General features: G+C 65.4%; 16 protein-coding genes. 9 read left to right on the forward strand and 7 right to left on the reverse strand.

Annotation, left to right across the window (positions count from 1 at the left end):
* The 3 genes from EBS11_RS00005 to ppc form a co-directional block, all read right to left on the reverse strand.
* The coding region (locus tag EBS11_RS00005; protein ID WP_290599534.1) for a pyruvate kinase at nt 1-764 on the reverse strand (764 nt) is incomplete at its 3' end.
* Nucleotides 765-855: 91 nt separating this feature from the next.
* Nucleotides 856-1866 (reverse strand): type I glyceraldehyde-3-phosphate dehydrogenase, encoded by a 1011-nt coding sequence (gene gap / locus EBS11_RS00010; RefSeq protein ID WP_290599536.1) that lies wholly within the window; start codon nt 1864-1866, stop codon nt 856-858.
* A gap of 109 nt (nt 1867-1975) precedes the next feature.
* On the reverse strand, nt 1976-4729 hold the full coding sequence (gene ppc / locus EBS11_RS00015) for a phosphoenolpyruvate carboxylase (RefSeq protein ID WP_290599538.1): 2754 nt from the start codon (nt 4727-4729) through the stop codon (nt 1976-1978).
* Nucleotides 4730-5089: 360 nt separating this feature from the next.
* Between ppc and EBS11_RS00020 the strand changes: the two genes are divergently transcribed.
* Nucleotides 5090-5545 carry an Rrf2 family transcriptional regulator gene (locus tag EBS11_RS00020; RefSeq protein ID WP_290599540.1) on the forward strand — a complete coding sequence of 152 codons (456 nt, stop codon included), beginning with the start codon at nt 5090-5092 and terminating at the stop codon, nt 5543-5545.
* 64 nt (nt 5546-5609) lie between these two features.
* Here EBS11_RS00020 and EBS11_RS00025 read toward each other — a convergent pair whose 3' ends face one another.
* From EBS11_RS00025 to EBS11_RS00040, 4 genes are all read right to left on the reverse strand, one after another.
* On the reverse strand, nt 5610-7298 hold the full coding sequence (locus EBS11_RS00025) for a cation acetate symporter (protein WP_290599542.1): 1689 nt from the start codon (nt 7296-7298) through the stop codon (nt 5610-5612).
* Nucleotides 7295-7603, reverse strand: a complete 309-nt coding sequence (locus EBS11_RS00030) for a DUF485 domain-containing protein (RefSeq protein WP_290599544.1) — start codon at nt 7601-7603, stop codon at nt 7295-7297. The genes EBS11_RS00025 and EBS11_RS00030 overlap by 4 nt, the downstream gene beginning before the upstream one ends.
* 138 nt (nt 7604-7741) lie before the next feature.
* The gene (hmpA, locus tag EBS11_RS00035; protein ID WP_290599546.1) at nt 7742-8923 is read right to left on the reverse strand and encodes an NO-inducible flavohemoprotein; all 1182 of its coding nucleotides are present in this window, start codon (nt 8921-8923) and stop codon (nt 7742-7744) included.
* A gap of 54 nt (nt 8924-8977) precedes the next feature.
* On the reverse strand, nt 8978-9388 hold the full coding sequence (locus EBS11_RS00040; RefSeq protein ID WP_290599548.1) for a hemerythrin domain-containing protein: 411 nt from the start codon (nt 9386-9388) through the stop codon (nt 8978-8980).
* A 238-nt stretch (nt 9389-9626) separates the two neighbouring features.
* On the opposite strand from EBS11_RS00040, the gene EBS11_RS00045 reads away from it, so the two are divergent.
* From EBS11_RS00045 to EBS11_RS00080, 8 genes are all read left to right on the forward strand, one after another.
* Nucleotides 9627-10505, forward strand: a complete 879-nt coding sequence (locus EBS11_RS00045; RefSeq protein WP_290599550.1) for an STAS domain-containing protein — start codon at nt 9627-9629, stop codon at nt 10503-10505.
* Between the two features lie 7 nt (nt 10506-10512).
* Complete coding sequence (locus EBS11_RS00050) at nt 10513-10875, forward strand: STAS domain-containing protein (protein ID WP_290599553.1); 363 nt, start codon at nt 10513-10515, stop codon at nt 10873-10875.
* 16 nt (nt 10876-10891) lie between these two features.
* Nucleotides 10892-11323: an ATP-binding protein gene (locus EBS11_RS00055; protein WP_290599554.1), complete on the forward strand. Its 432-nt coding sequence runs from the start codon at nt 10892-10894 to the stop codon at nt 11321-11323.
* A complete protein-coding gene (locus tag EBS11_RS00060) occupies nt 11320-12402 on the forward strand; it encodes an ATP-binding SpoIIE family protein phosphatase (RefSeq protein WP_290599555.1) in 1083 nt (360 codons plus the stop codon). Before EBS11_RS00055 ends, EBS11_RS00060 begins: the two co-directional genes overlap by 4 nt.
* On the forward strand, nt 12399-14222 hold the full coding sequence (locus tag EBS11_RS00065) for an ATP-binding protein (RefSeq protein WP_290599556.1): 1824 nt from the start codon (nt 12399-12401) through the stop codon (nt 14220-14222). The genes EBS11_RS00060 and EBS11_RS00065 overlap by 4 nt, the downstream gene beginning before the upstream one ends.
* Nucleotides 14209-15729: a response regulator gene (locus EBS11_RS00070; RefSeq protein WP_290599557.1), complete on the forward strand. Its 1521-nt coding sequence runs from the start codon at nt 14209-14211 to the stop codon at nt 15727-15729. The genes EBS11_RS00065 and EBS11_RS00070 overlap by 14 nt, the downstream gene beginning before the upstream one ends.
* Before the next feature lie 130 nt (nt 15730-15859).
* Nucleotides 15860-16681: a transporter substrate-binding domain-containing protein gene (locus tag EBS11_RS00075; protein ID WP_290599558.1), complete on the forward strand. Its 822-nt coding sequence runs from the start codon at nt 15860-15862 to the stop codon at nt 16679-16681.
* Between the two features lies 1 nt (nt 16682).
* Entirely contained in the window at nt 16683-17804 is a 1122-nt protein-coding gene (locus EBS11_RS00080) for a metallophosphoesterase (protein ID WP_290599559.1), read from the forward strand.
* The last annotated feature ends 19 nt before the right edge of the window (nt 17805-17823 follow it).

The following is a 17823-nucleotide window of genomic DNA, read 5'->3' on the forward strand; positions in this document are numbered from 1 at the left end:
CGGGCCACCATGATGCCGTCGGAGGCGTCGAGGATTTCCTGCAGCGCGGGGATGGCTTCCGCGCGCTCGATCTTGGCGATCATCATCGGCTTGTGGTCCCACGCTTCGCCGGCGATGTTGGCCAGCTGGCGCGCCATGACCATGTCCGTCGCGTTTTTCGGGAAGGACACGGCCACGTAGTCGGCCTGGAAACTCATCGCCGTCTTCACGTCTTCCATGTCCTTCGCCGTCAGGGCCGGCGCCGACAGGCCGCCGCCCTGGCGGTTGATGCCCTTGTTGTTCGACAGTTCGCCGCCGATTTTCACGGTCGTGTGGATTTCGCTGCCGACGACCTTGTCCACCGTCAAGACGATGAGGCCATCGTTGAGCAACAATACGTCAGCGGCGCGCAAGTCGCGCGGCAATTCCTTGTAGTCGAGGCCGCAGCGCTCGATGTTGCCCAGCTCGCCGTTTTCACCCCACTTCGCGTCGAGGATGAAGGCGGCGCCGTTTTCCAGGAAAATCTTGCCTTCTTCAAACTTGCCGACGCGAATCTTCGGACCTTGCAAGTCGGCCATGATGGCCACTTCGCGGCCGCACAGGGCTGCCGCTTCGCGCACCATGCGGGCGCGGTCGATATGGTCTTGCGCCTTGCCATGCGAGAAGTTCAGGCGCACGACGTCGACGCCGGCCTTGAACATGCGGACCAGGGTATCGATATCGTTCGAGGCGGGACCGATGGTGGAAACGATCTTGGTGGCGCGTTGCTGTACTTGCATGGTCATGGTGTGCTGCTTTCTATAAAGTTCGTGCTGCTGCAAGGGCCGGCCTTGTGGGCCGGCCGTCGTGGTGCGCTGGATCAGCGCTGCTTCCTTGTTACTTGGCCGCCATCAGGGCGACCGTGGTGTCGAGCATGCGGTTCGAGAAACCCCACTCGTTGTCGTACCACGACGACACTTTCACGAGGCGGCCCGAGACCTTGGTCAGGGTCGCATCGAAGTTCGACGAGGCGGGGTTGTGGTTGAAATCGATGGAAACGAGCGGTTCCGTCTGGTACGTGAGGATGCCTTTCAGCGCGCCTTCCGACGCCGTTTTCAGCAGGGCGTTGACTTCCTCGACTGTCGTGTCGCGCTTGGCGATGAAGGACAGGTCGACCAGCGACACGTTGATCGTCGGCACGCGCACGGCAAAGCCGTCCAGCTTGCCATTCAGTTCCGGCAAGACGAGGCCGACTGCTGCAGCCGCGCCCGTCTTGGTGGGAATCATCGAATGCGTGGCCGAGCGGGCGCGGCGCAAGTCTTCATGCATCACGTCGGACAGTACCTGGTCATTCGTGTAGGCATGCACGGTGGTCATCAGGCCCGATTCGATGCCGATGGCGTCGTTGAGCGGCTTGACCAGGGGCGCGAGGCAGTTCGTCGTGCACGAGGCATTCGAGATGACCGTATCGGAAGCTTTCAGCACATGCTGGTTCACGCCAAACACGATGGTGGCGTCCACATCCTTGCCGCCCGGGGCCGAGATGATGACTTTTTTCGCCCCGCCCTTCAGGTGGGCCGACGCTTTTTCCTTGGTGGTGAAGAAACCCGTGCATTCGAGCACGACGTCGACACCCAGTTCGCCCCAGGGAATCAGGGCCGGGTCGCGCTGGGCGAAGACGCGGATGCGGTCACCATTGACGAGCATATTGTTGCCATCGATGGTGACGACGCCGGGAAACTTGCCGTGCACCGTGTCGTAGCGCGTCAAATGGGCGTTCGACTTGGCGTCGCCCAGGTCGTTGATGGCGACGATGGCGATATCCTGCTGCTTGCCGCCTTCATAAAACGCGCGCAAGACATTGCGGCCGATGCGGCCATAGCCATTGATGGCAACTTTGATGGTCATGCTGTCTCCTTGTTGTTTTTTACTGAGTCCGTAAAGCCCGCCCAAGTGCAAAAACCGGGGCCGTACCCTGAGGGTACGCCCCCAGCATTTGTTGTTGGGTTAAAAAGAATCAACCACTGTTTCTTAAGCCTGCCGCAATGCCATTGATCGACAAATGGATGCCCGTGCGCGCCGCCGCATCCTGCTTGCCCTCACGGAAGCGCTTCAGCAGCTCCACCTGCACGTGATTCAACGGGTCGATGTAAGGGAAGCGGTTGCGGATGGAGCGCTGCATCAGCGGATTGGCTTGCTGCAACTCTTCCTGGCCCGTGATCAGCTTCAGGGCGTCCAGGGTGGCCGCGTATTCGGCGCGGATGCGCGTGAAGATGGCGTCGCGCAAGGCTTCGTCCTTGACCAGTTCCGCATACTTGCCGGCAATAGCGATGTCGCTCTTGGCCAGCACCATGTCCATGTTCGACAACAAGGATGTGAAGAAGGGCCAGTCCGTGTACATGCCGCGCAGCACGTCCGCGCCGCCGGCCGGGTGGGCGGCCAGGTAGGCTTGCACGGCGGAACCGAAACCGAACCAGCCCGGCAGCATCAAGCGGCATTGCGCCCAGCTCAAGACCCAGGGAATGGCGCGCAAGTCTTCGATGGAGGTGGATTTCTTGCGCGAGGCGGGACGGCTGCCGATGTTCAGGGCGGCAATTTCCGCGATCACGGTCGATTCCCAGAAGTACTGCTCGAAGCCTTCCGTGCCATACACGAGGTCGCGGTAGGCGTTCAGGGCCGTGCCGGACAGCTCTTCCATCGCGGCCAGGTGGCCCGCGCCGGCCGACGCCTTCGGCTGCAGCTGGGCCTGCGGCAGCAGGGTCGACTGGATGGTGGCGGCCACCAGCACTTCCAGGTTGCGGCGCCCCACTTCCGGGTTCGCATACTTGGCCGTGATGACTTCGCCCTGCTCCGTCAGACGGATCTGGCCTTGCACGGCGCCTGCCGGCTGGGCCAGGATGGCTTCGTAGCTGGGTCCGCCGCCACGGCCCACGGAACCGCCGCGGCCGTGGAACAGGCGCAGCTTGATTTGATATTCTTTAAAGACTGTCACCAGCTCGATCTCGGCCTTGTAGAGTTCCCAGCCGGACGTGAGAAAACCGCCGTCCTTGTTGCTGTCCGAATAACCGAGCATGACTTCCTGCTGGTCCGCGCGCGAGGCCAGCAAGCCCCGGTAGAACGGCAGGCCGAAGGCGCGCGCCATGATGGCGGGGCCGGCGCGCAAGTCGTCGATGGTTTCGAACAGGGGAATGATGTTGACGTCCACTGCGCGGCTGTCCTGGCGCAGCAAGCCCACTTCCTTCAGCAGCAAGGCCACTTCCAGCAAGTCCGACACGCTGGCCGCCTTCGAGATGATGCAGTTCGGCACCGATTCCTTGCCATACAACTGGTGCGCCGCGCGCACGGCGCGGAAGATGTCCAGTTCGGACGTGGTTTCTTCAGAGTATTGCGCATACGGCGACGTCAGCAGGCGCGGCGATTCCAGCTCGGCCAGCAGCACGGCGATGCGCTGCTCTTCGTCCAGGTCCAGATAGACGAGGCCCGGCTGGGCACCGGCGAACAGTTCGCCCACGACGCGCTCGTGCACGTCGGAATTCTGGCGCAAGTCCAGGGGCGCCAGCGAAAAGCCGAAGACCTTCACGGCGCGGCGCAGCTGGCGCAGCCGGCCACGGGCCAGCGCGCGCAAGCCGTTGCTGACGAGCGAGTGCTGGACGACATCCAGGTCGGCCAGCAGTTCAACGGCGGAAGCGTAAGGCTGCACGCCGTCGGCCTGCTTGCCCTTGCCAGACAGCACCACGCGCGTGGCGTCCAGGCGCGCATGGATGCCATGCAGGGCGCGGCGGTACGGTTCATCGACACGGTGCGGCGACGCGTCGGCCGAGCGTTCCGCCAGGGCCCGCAGCGGCTCGCTGCAGGCATTGAGTATTTGCGCCAGGGACAGCTGCGACGCCAGCTTGCGCAATTCGCCCAGGTAAAAGTCCAGCACCTTGTCGGCCTGGGTCTGCAAGGTGCTGCGCAGGATGTCGGCCGTCACAAACGGGTTGCCGTCGCGGTCGCCGCCGATCCAGCTGCCCACTTTCATGAAGTTGGGCAATTCCACATCTTCCCAGCGGGCATCGCGCTGGGCCAGCATGGTTTCCAGCGAGGAATACAGTTTCGGCAATTCGCGCAGGATGGTGTGGTCATAGAACGACAGGCCATTGGCCACTTCATCCATGACGGACAGCTTGCTCGTGCGCAACAAGCGCGTCTGCCACAGGGTGACGATGCCGCGCCCCAGCGCTTCCTCGTTCTGCTGCGCCTCTTCCGGCGTCATTTGCACGCGGTCGCGCTCGTTCAACAGGCGCGCGATAGCCATCTGGCAATTCTGGATGCTCTTGCGCTGCACTTCCGTCGGGTGCGCCGTGAACACGGGACTGACGAAGGCATCGTCAAAGAAGCTTGCCAGCGCATCGGCCTTGCCCGCTTCCAGCACATTGCCGACGGCGTGGACGAGGCTGCCCTGGCGCGGCGGCGAGCCGGCGATCAGGTGGGCGCGCGTGCGGCGGATGTGGTGTTGATCTTCTGCAATATTGGCCAGCAGCGAGAAATAGCTGAAGGCGCGCGTCAGTTGCGTCGTTTCTTCCTGCGACAGCGCTTGCAGCGCGTCCGACAGTTGCGCGCGCGCCACCTCGTCATTGTCGCGGCGGAAACGGATGGCCAGCTGGCGCACGTGTTCGATGCGCTCGAAGGCGGGGTCGCCCAGGTGGTTGCGGATGGCGTCGCCCAGCAGACGGCCCAGCTGGCGGATATCGCTGCTCAGCAGCTCGTCTTTCACTTCATTCATTTGCATGGTATGTATTTCCTGGGGCGGCCACGGCGGCACCGCACGGATTGCGTAGTACGCGCTTCCCGACCCGGGAAACGCCCATCGTCCAATTTGTAGTAAATTTACCTTATTGTTTCACCATCCTCTTGATTTTCATCAACAAAATCCTTGCCGAAAGCCCTTTACAGGGCATATGAGCTATTTGCCAGGGCAACAATATGAAAATTTACTACGCATTTGAGCGAAAGGCAACCAACTTTTGTCTTTCTCGGGTGAAAAGTGACGGGGAAATGCGCAAGGCGCTGGCTCGGCGCGAGCGCTTTTCCTGTATGCTGGCGGCTTGAAACAGGCATGTAATCCACATGTTCACCCACCCCTAGCCCCATGCGACTGACTGCCTATACCGACTACACCCTGCGCACCCTGATGTATCTGGGCACGCACCGCGACCGGCTCGTGACCATCCAGGACATTGCCGACCTGCATTCCATCTCGAAGAATCACTTGATGAAAGTGGTGCACCAGCTGGGGCTGTCGGGCATCGTGGAAACCGTGCGCGGTAGAAACGGCGGCCTGCGCCTGGCGCGCGACCCGGCCGAGATCAATATCGGCACCGTCGTGCGCGAGACGGAAAGCGATTTCTTCATGGCCGAATGCTTCAACAAGGACAGCAACACCTGCCCGCTGACGCCCGATTGCCTGCTGAAGGCCAAGCTGGGCCAGGCCACGGGCGCCTTCCTGGCCGTGCTCGACACGGTGACGCTGGCTTCCATCCTGGAATCGGGCACCGCCGCGCCGGCCCCGGCCCCGGGCGTGATCCCCCTGCGCGTCGCCAAATAGGCGCGCCAAAAACAACAATGCCCGGCAAGCCGGGCATTGTTTCCTGCAACAGTCCGCTACACCATCAGTGCGCGCTGGCGCCTGCCGCGCCGATGCCCGTTTCCGAGCGCATCTGCTGCGCTTCGTAGCCGGCCCGGTCGATGCGGGCGCGGGGGCTCTTGTCGAGCACCGAGAACAGCCAGATGCCGACGAAACCGGCCGTCATCGAGAACAGCGCCGGCGAGGCGTACGGGAACAGCGCTTCGCCATGGCCCAGCACGTCCACCCACACGGATTTCGACACCACCGTCAGCGCCACGGCCGTGATCAAGCCCAGGAAGCCGCCGATGGTGGCGCCCCGCGTCGTGCAATCCTTCCACAGCACCGACATGAACAGCACGGGGAAGTTGGCCGAGGCGGCAATGGCAAAGGCCAGCGACACCATGAAGGCGATGTTCTGCTTCTCGAACGCGATGCCCAGCACCACGGCGATGATGCCCAGCACGATGGTCGTCACGCGCGACACTTTCAGTTCGCTGGCGCCCGTCGCCTTGCCCTTCTTGATGACGGTGGCGTACAGGTCGTGCGACACGGCCGACGCGCCCGACAGGGTCAGCCCCGCCACGACGGCGAGGATGGTGGCAAACGCGACGGCCGACATGAAGCCGAGGAAGACGTTGCCGCCCACGGCCTTGGCCAGGTGCACGGCCGCCATGTTGTTACCACCCAGCAATTTGCCAGCCGCATCCTTGAACTCGGGATTGGTACTCACCAGCACGATGGCGCCGAAGCCGATAATGAAGGTCAAAATGTAGAAATAGGCGATCCAGGTGGTGGCCCAGAACACGGACTTGCGCGCTTCCTTGGCGCTGGGCACCGTAAAGAAGCGCATCAGGATATGCGGCAGACCGGCCGTGCCGAACATCAGCGCCATGCCGAAGGAGATGGCGGAAATAGGATCCTTGATGAAGGAGCCGGGGCCCATGATGGCTTCCTTGGTGGCGTGCACGTCGACGGACTTGGCGAACAGCGCTTCCGGGCTGAAGTTGAACTGCGCCAGCACGGCCACGGCCATGAAGGTGGCGCCGCCCAGCAGCATCACGGCCTTGATGATCTGCACCCAGGTGGTGGCCGTCATGCCGCCGAACAGCACGTAGATCATCATCAGGGTGCCCACCAGGACGACGGCGATCCAGTATTCCAGACCGAACAGCAGCTTGATCAGCTGGCCCGCGCCCACCATCTGCGCGATCAGGTAGAACGCCACGACGACGAGGGTGCCGGAAGCGGAAAAGATGCGGATCGGCGCCTGCTTGAAGCGGTAGGCGGCCACGTCGGCAAAGGTAAAGCGGCCCAGGTTGCGCAGGCGCTCGGCCATCAGGAAGGTGATGACGGGCCAGCCGACGAGAAAGCCGATGGCGTAGATCAGGCCATCGTAGCCGTTCAAAAAGACGGCGGCGGAAATGCCGAGGAAGGAGGCGGCCGACATGTAGTCGCCGGCGATGGCCAGGCCGTTCTGGAAGCCCGTGATGCCGCCGCCCGCCGTGTAGAAGTCGGCCGCCGACTTGGTCTTCGCGGCCGCCCACTTGGTGACGAACAGGGTGAAGATGACGAAGACGGCGAACATGATGATGGCCGTCCAGTTCGTGGGCTGCTTGACGGCCTGGCCCAGGTCCGCGCCGGCCGCGAAGACGGCATTGCTGGCGCCTGCGCCCAGCAGCGCCAGCGCGCCCAGGCGGGACGATTTGCGCTGCATCAAGGTGACGGCGCTCATGGCTGCACCCGTACCTGGATGGCTTGCGTCAGGTCATCGAACTGCTTGTTGGCGCGGCGCACGTAGATGCCGGTGATCAGCACCGTAAACACGATGACGAACAGGCCGATCGGCATGCCCCAGGTCATCACGCCGGCGCCGGTCTTGGCGGCAAGAAATTCTTTATCGAACGCGATCAGCAGGATGTAGCCGTAATACACGAGCATCATCAGCCCCGTCAGCGCCCAGCCAAAGCGCGAGCGCACCTTGACCAGCTGATGGTAATTGGGATCGCGCTTGATTTGTTGCACCAGATCGTCATGCATGGTATTGCCTCCGTTATGTAAAAGCTGCTCTTTTGTTTTCGAGCTTGGCTTCACAATACGGCGCGAGGCTTACCCGCCCCTTACGGCGCGGAGTTTTTCTCGCCAGGGCAACACCTGGCCTCAAGCGATGTCGCGATGTCAGTTCAGCGCGGCGGCCGGTCCGAAGAACTCATGGTGCGTCTGCTGTTCCGGCACGCCCAGTTCACGCAGGTATTGCTTGACGGCCCGCATGAAGGGTTGCGGTCCGAGGAAGTACGCATCGACGTCGCGCGTGGCGGGCAGCCAGCGTTCCAGCGTCGCTTTATTGAGCAAGCCGACGGCGTCCGGCGCGCCCTGCCCGCCGTCGTGCTCCGCATAGCAGTAGTAGCGCTGCAGCTGCGGGTGCTGCGCGGCCAGCGCGTCGATCTGCTGGCGGAAGGCATGTACGCCGTGGTGGCGCGCCGCATGGATGAAATGCACGGGACGCTTGCCGCGCAGGGCCGCCGCCAGCATGGCCAGGGTCGGCGTGATGCCCACGCCGCCGCTGATCAGCACCAGCGGCTTGTCGCTCTCCGTCAGCACGAAGTCGCCCGATGGCGGCGTCAGCTGCACGGTGCCGCCCGCTTGCACGCCGTCGTGCAGGTAGTTCGACACCTTGCCGCCCTCTTCGCGCTTGACGCTGATGCGGTACGTGCGGCCATTGCTGGCCGCCGACAGCGAATACTGGCGGCGCATGGGCACGCCATCGACGGTCGCCACCACGCCAATATATTGACCCGGCGCAAAGTCGAGCACGGGCCGGCCGTCGGCGGGCGCCAGCAGGAAGGAGGTGATCTCCTCGCTTTCCACGCTCTTTTCCTGCACGATGAAGTCGCGCGCGCCGCTCCAGCCGCCCGGCGCGGCGGCCTGGGCCTTGTAGATGCGCCCTTCCTCGCCGGCCAGGATGTCGGCCAGCTGGCCGTAGGCCGCGCCCCAGGCATCGATGACGGCATCGCTGGCCACCTCTTCCCCCAGCACTTCGCGGATGGCCTGCAGCAGGCTGGCGCCCACCAGCGGATAGTGCTCGGCGCGGATCTGCAGGGCCACGTGCTTGTGGACGATGGTCGAGACCAGCTCACCCAGGGACTCGAGGCGGTCGATATGTCTGGCGTACATCAATACGCCATTGGCCAGCGCCCGCTGCTGCTCGCCGCTGTGCTGGTGCGCCTGGTTAAAGTAGGGCAGCACTTCCGGGTGGTCGCGGAACAGGTTCTGGTAGAAATGGCGGGTCAGCGTTTCGCCGCCCTGTTCCAGGATGGGGACGGTGGCGGTGATGATGGCGCGTTGTGCTTGGGTCAGCATGTAAAACTCCTGTCTGAATGTGAGGGAATGAGAAAGTCGCAAGGTAGCGGCAAGCTACAGCGCTTCGACGGCGGGATACAGCTCGCGGTCTTCGCGCCGCATGCGCTGGTACAGCGCGTGCAGCACGGTGTTGGCTTCGCTGCGGAATGCCTCCGGCTGCGCTGCCAGGCGCACGGGCGTGTTCCAGCGGCCCGCGAAGGCCAGGTAGGCACCGGCGATGCCGTGCATCTCGCTTTCGTACTGGCGTCCCAGCCGGGCCACCGTGGCCACGCCGCAAGCCTGCGCGGCCGGATACAGATAGCGCTGCTCGACGGCCAGGTGCAGCTTGATCAGGCCGCTCATGGCGACGATGTGCGCGGCAATCGCCTGCGCCTGGGCGGCCACGCCGCCGCGCGCCAGCTGGCGCAAGTCATCGATGGCGGCCAGGATGGCCAGGTGCTGCTGCTTGAATTTGTCGATATTCATGATGGTCTTCTCTGCTGGAGTATCTCCAGTGTAACGGAATCCATTTAAACATGCAAACAAAATACATCTTTAAGGCCGGAGCGGATGCATGAGTATTTCCCGGGAGAATCTTGCTTGATATACGCCATTATGTGCGCCAGAGAACATAACAATATGGCCATGCCTGCCTATAATTTGTGAACGACAGCGCGCGCCGCCAGTGGCCGCGCCGTTCCCACCACTCCAGCCAAGGACGAGCATGAAAAACAAGACGGGCACGGGCCAGCCGCAGCAGCTGGCCGCCATCATCGGCGACCACCACACGGAACTGCTGGACGGCTGGATGGCCGACCTGATCGCCCGCCTGGTGCGGCGCGACAAGATTGCGGAAAATGAACTGCGCCAGCAGGCGGCGCAATTCCTGCCCCTGCTGGTGCGCGCGCTGGAAAGCAGCGATTCCTTCGACATCGAAGGGGGCGCCTGGGACGACACGCGCCAGCTGCTCAGCGAAATCTCGCAGTCGCGCGTGCGCCAGGGCTATTCGCCCATCGACACGGCCAGCTTCGTGTTCGCCCTCAAGGAGCCCCTGTTCGCCTACCTGCGCAAGGAAATCGCCGCCCAGCCGCAGCAGCTGGGCGATGCCATCGTTGCCACCAGCAAGCTGTTCGACGAACTGGGCCTGCTGACCATCGCCACCTACCAGAAGGCGCGCGAGCAGGTCATCCTGCGCCAGCAGCAGGAACTGCTGGAACTGTCCACGCCCGTGGTGCAGCTATGGCAAAACGTGCTGGCCCTGCCCCTGATCGGCACGCTTGACAGCGCCCGCACGCAGGTGGTGATGGAAAGCCTGCTGCAAAAGATCGTCGATACGGGCGCCCTGATCGCCATCATCGACATCACGGGCGTGCCCACCGTCGACACCCTGGTGGCGCAGCACCTGCTGAAAACCATCGCGGCGGCGCGCCTGATGGGCGCCGACTGCATCATCAGCGGCATCCGTCCGCAGATCGCGCAAACCATCGTGCACCTGGGCGTGAACCTGGAGGACGTGATCACCAAGGCCACCCTGGCCGATGCCTTCGTCGTGGCCCTGAAGCGCACGGGTTCCAGCATCACCTACCAGCAGCAGCAACACTGAGGCGCCCATGGAGAGAATCCCCATTTTGCGCATGGGCCGCCTGCTGCTGGTGACGATCCAGGTGGACATGCATGACCGCCTGGCGATGACCCTGCAGGACGACCTGACGACGCGCATCGTCAAGGACCGCGCCACGGGCGTGCTGATCGACATTTCCGCGCTCGACATCGTCGACTCCTTCATCGGCCGCATGATCAGCAACACGGCGGCGATGGCGAAGATCCTCGACGCGCGCACGGTGGTGGTCGGCATGCAGCCGGCCGTCGCCATCACCCTGGTGGAACTGGGGCTGGCACTCGAAGGCGTGAGCACGGCCCTGAACGTGGAGCTGGGCATCAAGCTGCTGGAACGGGGCAGCCTGTGGGACTGACGCGCACGGGTGCCGCGTGCTAGGCGCAGGTGCGCAGCAGGCGCACGACGCGGCGCAGGTACTGCCGTTGCGCAGCGATGAAGACGTGGTGCGCCTGCGCAAGCAGGTGCGCGACAGCATGGTCGCCATGGGTTTTGGCCTGATCGAACAGACCAAGATCATCACGGCGGCCAGCGAGCTGGCGCGCAACACCCTGCGCTATGGCGGCGGCGGCGAAGCGCATGTCGGGCGCGTGCGCGACGGCGCGCGCCAGGGACTGGAACTGCGCTTCGTCGATGCGGGGCCGGGGATCGAGGATATCGCCCAGGCGCTGACCGATGGCTATACCAGCGGCGGCGGACTGGGACTGGGGCTGGGCGGCGCCAAGCGCCTGGCCGACACATTTCACATCGACACGGCGCCCGGCATGGGCACCACCGTCACCATCGCGAAATGGAAGCTGTTTTGAACTACCAAGAGCCGCACCCTGACCTGCGCAGGCAACAACGCTTCACCATCGGCGAACCGAGCGAGATCGCCGCGGCCCGGCGCGCCGGCAACGAGCTGGCGCGCCACGTCGGCTTCGACGACGTGCGCGCCGGCCAGCTGGCCATCGTCATCAGCGAAGCGGCGACGAATATCGTCAAGCACGCGCGGCGCGGCGAAATCCTGCTGCGCAAGGTGCTGCGTGGCGGCACCAGCGGCATCGAGGTGCTGGCCATCGACCAGGGCCCCGGCATGGCGAACGTGCGCCAGCACATGCAGGACGGCCATTCCACCACCGGCACGTATGGCGTGGGCCTGGGCGCGATACGCCGTTTGAGCCAGGAATTCGACCTGTACACGGCGCCCGGCAAGGGCACCGTGCTGATGATGGTGGTGTGGGGGCCACACGCCAGCAGCGCCATTCCCGCCAGCCCGAACTGGCAGATCGGCGCCATCTGTCTGCCGCTGGCCTCGGAACAGGTGAGCGGCGACGCCTGGAACGTCGTCTGCGAAGGCCATGAACTGAGCCTGATGGTGGCCGACGGCCTCGGTCACGGCCCGCTGGCGGCGCGCGCCTCGGAGCTGGCCAGCACGCTGCTGGAGCACAGCACGCCCGGCTTGCCGCCCCTGCCCGCGCCCTTCATCGAACTGGCTCACGGCGCCCTGCGCGCCACGCGCGGCGCGGCGCTGGCCGTGGCCCACATCGACAGCGCGCAGCGCGAACTGCGCTTCGCCGGCGTGGGCAACATCGCCGCCTGCGCCTTCGACGCGCAGCAGCGGCGCCACCTGCTGTCGCACAACGGCATCGTCGGCAGCAACCTGCGCAAGGTGCAGGAATTCCGCTACCCGTGGCAGGCCGGCACCATGCTGGTCATGCATTCGGACGGCCTGCACACGCGCTGGGACCTGGAACAGTATCCTGGACTGGCGCAGTGCCATCCCAGCCTCGTCGCGGCCGTGCTGTACCGCGACTTTTCGCGCGGACGCGACGACGTCACGGTGGTGGTCCTGCGCGAGCATGAGGAACATCAACCTTTGAACAGAGAAGAAGGTGCGGCATGACGCAACGCATATTGACGGCCCATATCGGCAGCGAACTCGATGTCGTGGGCGCGCGCCAGCGCGCGCGGCAGATCGCCGCCCTGTGCGGCTTTGGCGTGCAGGACCAGGTGCGCATCGCCACGGCCGTGTCGGAACTGGCGCGCAACGTCTACAACTACGCGGGCAGCGGCAAGGTGCATTTCGCCATCGACGGCCAGACGGCGCCGCAGCTGTTCAGCATCCGCATCGAGGACCAGGGCCCCGGCATCGCGCAGCTCGAGCAGATCCTGGCCGGCACCTACCGCTCGCCCACGGGCATGGGCCTGGGCATCCTGGGCGCGCAGCGCCTGATGGACCGCTGCCACATCCACAGCGTGCCGGGCGAAGGCACGGAAATCACCCTGCAAAAGCTGTTCCCCCGCGATGCGCCCCTGCTCGACGGCAGCGGCATCGGCGCCCTCTCCGGCAGCCTGCAGGCGTTGCCAACGGATATCACCCTGGCCGAAGTGCAGCAGCAGAACCGCGAGCTGCTGGCCACCCTGGCCGAACTGAAGACGCGCCAGGACGACCTGCTGCAGCTGACGCGCGAACTGGAAGACACCAACCGGGGCGTGGTGGCCCTGTACGCGGAGCTGGACGAAAAGGCCGACCACCTGCGCCGCGCCGACCAGATGAAATCGCGCTTCCTGTCGAACATGAGCCACGAATTCCGCACGCCGCTCAGCTCCATCCGCGCCCTCTCCAAGCTGCTGCTGGACCGGGTCGACGGCACGCTGACGGACGAGCAGGAAAAACAGGTGCTGTTCATCCTGCAGGGCGCCGTCAGCCTCAGCGACCTGGTCAACGACCTGCTGGACCTGGCCAAGATCGAGGCGGGCAAGGTCGACGTGCACGCCAACAGCTTCCAGGTGGCCGACCTGTTCAGCGCCCTGCGCGGCATGCTGCGCCCGCTGCTCGTGTCAGAATCGCTGGCCCTGACCTTCATCGACCCCGATCCGGCCCTGCACATCCACACGGACGAAGGCAAGCTGTCGCAGATCCTGCGCAACTTCATCTCCAACGCCCTCAAGTTCACGGAAGCGGGCGCCATCATCGTCAGCGCCACGCCGCTGCCGGAGCAGGATGCGATCCGCTTTTCCGTCTCCGACACGGGCCTGGGCATCGGCGCCGAGGACGTGCAGCTGATCTTCGAGGAATTCAGCCAGGTGGAAAACCACATGCAGCGCAAGGTCAAGGGCACGGGCCTGGGCCTGCCCCTGTGCCGCAACCTGGCCACCCTGCTCAATGGCACGGTAGCCGTGGAAAGTACCCTGGGCAAGGGTTCGCTGTTCTCCGTCGTCCTGCCCACCAGCTACCATGCGCCCGAAGGCAGCCTGCCGCCCTGCGCGCCCGCCAACGACAATGGCAACGACCAGCGCATCCCCGTGCTGGTGGTGGAGGATAACCCGCCCATCCGCCTGCTGTATGAAAAATTCCTGGCCGGCAGCGAGTTTCGCGTGGTGGCCGCGCGCAGCGTGCGCGAAGCGCAGGAACGCTGGGAACAGCAGCGTCCCGCCGCCGTCATCCTCGACATCCTGCTGCACGGCGAAAATGCCTGGCACTGGCTGGCGGAACTGAAAAACGACCCGCTGCGGCGCCAGGTGCCCGTCATCGTCGCCACCGAGATCGAGGACAAGCGCAAGGGCCTGGCCCTGGGCGCCGATGCCTACTACGTCAAGCCCCTGCTGCGCCAGCAGCTGCTGGCCACCCTGCGCGCGCTGATCGGCCAGACCCACCACCGGCAAGAGCCGGCCCCGCCGCAAGGCACCACCACCAGGGATAATGCGCATGCTAACGGATAACAACAGCGATGCACTGATCCTCAACGTCGATGACAGCGACGGCGCACGCTACGCCAAGTCGCGCATCCTCACGCGCGCCGGCTTCAAGGTAATTGAGGCCTCGAACGGCGGCGACGCGCTGCTGCGCGCGCGCCAGGATCATCCCAACCTGATCCTGCTCGACGTCAAGCTGCCCGACATCAATGGCCTGGAAGTGTGCCGCCAGCTGAAGGGCGGCGCCGAGACGAATACCATCCTGATCCTGCAAACGTCGGCCTCGTGCATCGGCACGGCCGACAAGATCCGCGCCCTCGACGGCGGCGCCGACAACTATCTGGTCGAGCCCATCGAGGCGGACGAACTGATCGCCAACGTGCGTGCCCTGCTGCGCCTGGGCCAGGTCGAGCGCGCGCTGCGCGAAGTCGACCGCCGCAAGGACGAATTCCTCGCCACCCTGGCGCACGAACTGCGCAATCCGCTCGGTCCCATCCGCACGGCGCTGGCCCTGCTGTGCAAGCTCGACCCCGTCGTGCCGGCCGCGCAGGACAATGCCCGCCGCACCATCGCCCGCCACACGGATCACCTGGTGCGCCTGGTGGATGACCTGCTCGACGTGTCGCGCATTTCGCTGGGCAAGATCTCGCTGCAATGGGACAGCGTGAGCCTGGCCAGCGTGATCCGCAGCGCCGTGGAAACGAGTTCGCACAGCATCGAGGCGCGCGGCCATGCGCTGGACGTGACGCTGCCCAAGCAGGAGCTGTGGGTCTGCGGCGATGCCGTGCGCCTGTCGCAGATCGTCGCCAACCTGCTGCTCAACGCAGCCAAGTTCACGGCGCCGGGCGGGCGCATCGCCATTTCCGCCGAGCGCGCAGGCGATAACGTGCATATCCGTCTCAGCGACAACGGCATCGGCATCGCCGCCGCCAGCATCGACAGCATTTTCGGCCTGTTCGCGCAGAGCGGCCACTCGCCGGACCGGGTGCAGGATGGCCTGGGCATCGGCCTGTCGCTGGTGCGCACCCTGGTCGAACTGCACGGCGGCCAGGTCAGCGTCAGAAGTCCCGGCGTGGGGCTGGGCAGCACCTTCGAAGTCAGCCTGCCGCTCGACGCCAACGTGCCGCTGCCCTCCGCCGTGCCGGCGCCGTCAGCTTCCCCGGCCGGCAGCAGCCAGCGCATCCTCGTCGTCGACGACAACTGCGACGCGGCCGACACCCTGGCCGAGCTGCTGGAAATGTACGGCCACACGGTACGCACGGCCTACACGGGAGCGCAGGCCGCCGAGCGCACCCTGGAATTCAAGCCCGACATCGTCTTTCTCGACATCGGCCTGCCCGACATGAACGGCTACGAAGTGGCCGTCAAGCTGCGCCAGCTGCCGATACCGCAGCATTTCCTGCTGGTGGCGTTGACCGGCTACGGCCAGGAGCACGACCGGCAGGCGGCCCTGGCGGCGGGCTTCAATGAGCACTTCGCCAAGCCTGTCGATTTCGGCAAGCTGGCCATGCTGGGGCTGCATATCGCGCCATGACGCGGGACGGCCTGCGCGCCTGGTTTTTTTACATGACGCTTCGGCTATAATCGGCGGGTGCGAAACGCGACAGTTTCGGGCCACCTGGGATGAACAATTGCGGCAACAACCGATGTGCGATGGCGCTGCTGTGCCTTTTTTTCACCGCCTGCGTCCCCGCGCATGGCTGGCCGCCGCCTGGGCCGCCACGGCCCTGCTGGCGGCGCCGGCCCGCGCCGACGACGCCCTGCCGGCCAGGCTGGTCTGCCATGACGACCTTTTCGTGCCCTACTTCATGCAGAACCAGGGACGCATCGAAGGCTTGAACGTGGACGTGCTGCGCGAAGCCGCGGCGCGGCTGGGCATCGCCATCGAATTTCGCGCCATGCCGTGGCGCCGCCTGGAAAGTGAACTGGCCAGGCCGCAAGGCACGGTCGATTGCGCCTTCGCCATGAGCCGCACGCCGGCGCGCGAGCAGTACCTGGAATTCGGCAAGGTGCCCCTGCAGCCGACCGAATACGCGCTGTTCGTACGCCAGGCCGCGCAGCCGGCCCATGCCTTGCCGGCCGTGGGCAGGCTGGACGACCTGGCCGGCAAGGTGATCGGCGTGCGCGCCGGCTTCCGCCTGCCCGAGGCCATCGCCGCCGGCGCCGCGCAGGGGCGCTGGAGCATCGCCGAAGTGCCGACGGATGCGGCCAATTTCCAGAAACTGGCGCTGCAGCGCATCGACGCCGTGCTGGCGGACGGCATCGTCGGCCAGTACACGGTCCGGCAGCTGAAGCTGGGCGGCATCGCGCGCGTGGCGCCATCGTCGCCCTCCATGCGCTTCGACACCTATATCGTGTTCCGCAAGAGCGCCGCGTCGCCGGCGCTGGCCGCCGCCTTCGACCGCGTGTTCCGGCAGATGCGCCAGGACGGCACTTTCGCGCGCATCACTTCCGCCTACCTGGGCGCCCCACTCCTGGAACCATGACATGAAAACCCGCACGCCCCTGCTGCGCATCACCATGATACTGGGCGCCCTGCACGCCCTGCTGGGCTGGCTGCTGCTGCCGGCGTTGCCCGTCGGCCTGGCCGGCTGGCTGCTCGGCGGCGCCGTGCTGCTGGCCTCGACCATGCTGATGCCGATGACGATCTTCGCCCGCGCCATCACGCACGATGCGCGCCTGGCCGACCGCCTGAGCTGGGCCGGTTCGCTGTGCATGGGCTTTTTTTCCTCGCTGTTCGTGCTCACGGTGCTGCGCGCCCTGCTGATGCTGATTCCCGCCACGCGCCCGCACGCGCAGGCTTCCGCCGTGGCCGTCCTGGTTCTGGCCCTGCTGGCCACCGTCGTCGGCTTCATCAACGCCCGCAGGGTGGCACGCGTGCGCGAGGTCGACGTGCCCATCGCCGGGCTGCCGACCGCCCTGCAGGGTCTGACCATCGTGCAGCTGAGCGACATCCACGTGGGCGCCACCATCAAGCGCGCCTACGTGGAGGCCATCGTCGCGCGCGCCAACGGCCTGCAGGCGGACCTTATCGCCATCACGGGCGACGTGGTCGACGGCACGGTGGCGCAGCTGGGCGCGCACACGGCGCCGCTGGGCGAGCTGCGCGCACGCCATGGCGTGTTTCTGGTGACGGGCAACCACGAATACTATTCGGGCGCCGCACCGTGGGTGGCGGAGTTCCGCCACCTGGGCCTGCGCGTGCTGATGAACGAACATGTGATTCTCGAGCACGACGGCGCGCGCCTGGCCGTCGCCGGCGTCACCGATTTCAACGCGGGCGCCTTTGACCCGGATCAACGCAGCGATCCGCAAGCAGCCATCGCCGGCGCGCCGGCGCATATCCCCCGCATCCTGCTGGCGCACCAGCCGCGCAGCGCGCCCGAGGCCGAGGCAGCCGGCTACGACCTGCAGTTGTCCGGCCACACGCACGGCGGCCAGTTCTGGCCGTGGAACCTGTTCGTGCCGCTGCAGCAGCCCTACGTGGCGGGACTGCACCGGCGCGGCCGCCTGTGGATTTATGTGAGCCGCGGCACCGGCTACTGGGGCCCGCCGAAACGCATCGGCGCGCCGGCGGAAATTACGCGACTCAGGCTGGTGGCGGCGTAAGTCCCAGCGCGCCGGGCCG

Origin of the sequence: Janthinobacterium sp. (assembly GCF_009923995.1) — a bacterium.
Taxonomy (GTDB): domain Bacteria; phylum Pseudomonadota; class Gammaproteobacteria; order Burkholderiales; family Burkholderiaceae_D; genus Janthinobacterium.

Excerpts from the sequence above, each read along its gene's own strand:
- gap (WP_290599536.1), bottom strand. The coding sequence starts at position 1,866 with ATGACCATCAAAGTTGCCATCAATGGCTATGGCCGCATCGGCCGCAAT.
- ppc (WP_290599538.1), bottom strand. The coding sequence starts at position 4,729 with ATGCAAATGAATGAAGTGAAAGACGAGCTGCTGAGCAGCGATATCCGC.
- EBS11_RS00020 (WP_290599540.1), top strand. The coding sequence starts at position 5,090 with ATGCGACTGACTGCCTATACCGACTACACCCTGCGCACCCTGATGTAT.
- EBS11_RS00025 (WP_290599542.1), bottom strand. The coding sequence starts at position 7,298 with ATGAGCGCCGTCACCTTGATGCAGCGCAAATCGTCCCGCCTGGGCGCG.
- EBS11_RS00030 (WP_290599544.1), bottom strand. The coding sequence starts at position 7,603 with ATGCATGACGATCTGGTGCAACAAATCAAGCGCGATCCCAATTACCAT.
- hmpA (WP_290599546.1), bottom strand. The coding sequence starts at position 8,923 with ATGCTGACCCAAGCACAACGCGCCATCATCACCGCCACCGTCCCCATC.
- EBS11_RS00040 (WP_290599548.1), bottom strand. The coding sequence starts at position 9,388 with ATGAATATCGACAAATTCAAGCAGCAGCACCTGGCCATCCTGGCCGCC.
- EBS11_RS00045 (WP_290599550.1), top strand. The coding sequence starts at position 9,627 with ATGAAAAACAAGACGGGCACGGGCCAGCCGCAGCAGCTGGCCGCCATC.
- EBS11_RS00050 (WP_290599553.1), top strand. The coding sequence starts at position 10,513 with ATGGAGAGAATCCCCATTTTGCGCATGGGCCGCCTGCTGCTGGTGACG.
- EBS11_RS00065 (WP_290599556.1), top strand. The coding sequence starts at position 12,399 with ATGACGCAACGCATATTGACGGCCCATATCGGCAGCGAACTCGATGTC.
- EBS11_RS00070 (WP_290599557.1), top strand. The coding sequence starts at position 14,209 with ATGCTAACGGATAACAACAGCGATGCACTGATCCTCAACGTCGATGAC.
- EBS11_RS00080 (WP_290599559.1), top strand. The coding sequence starts at position 16,683 with ATGAAAACCCGCACGCCCCTGCTGCGCATCACCATGATACTGGGCGCC.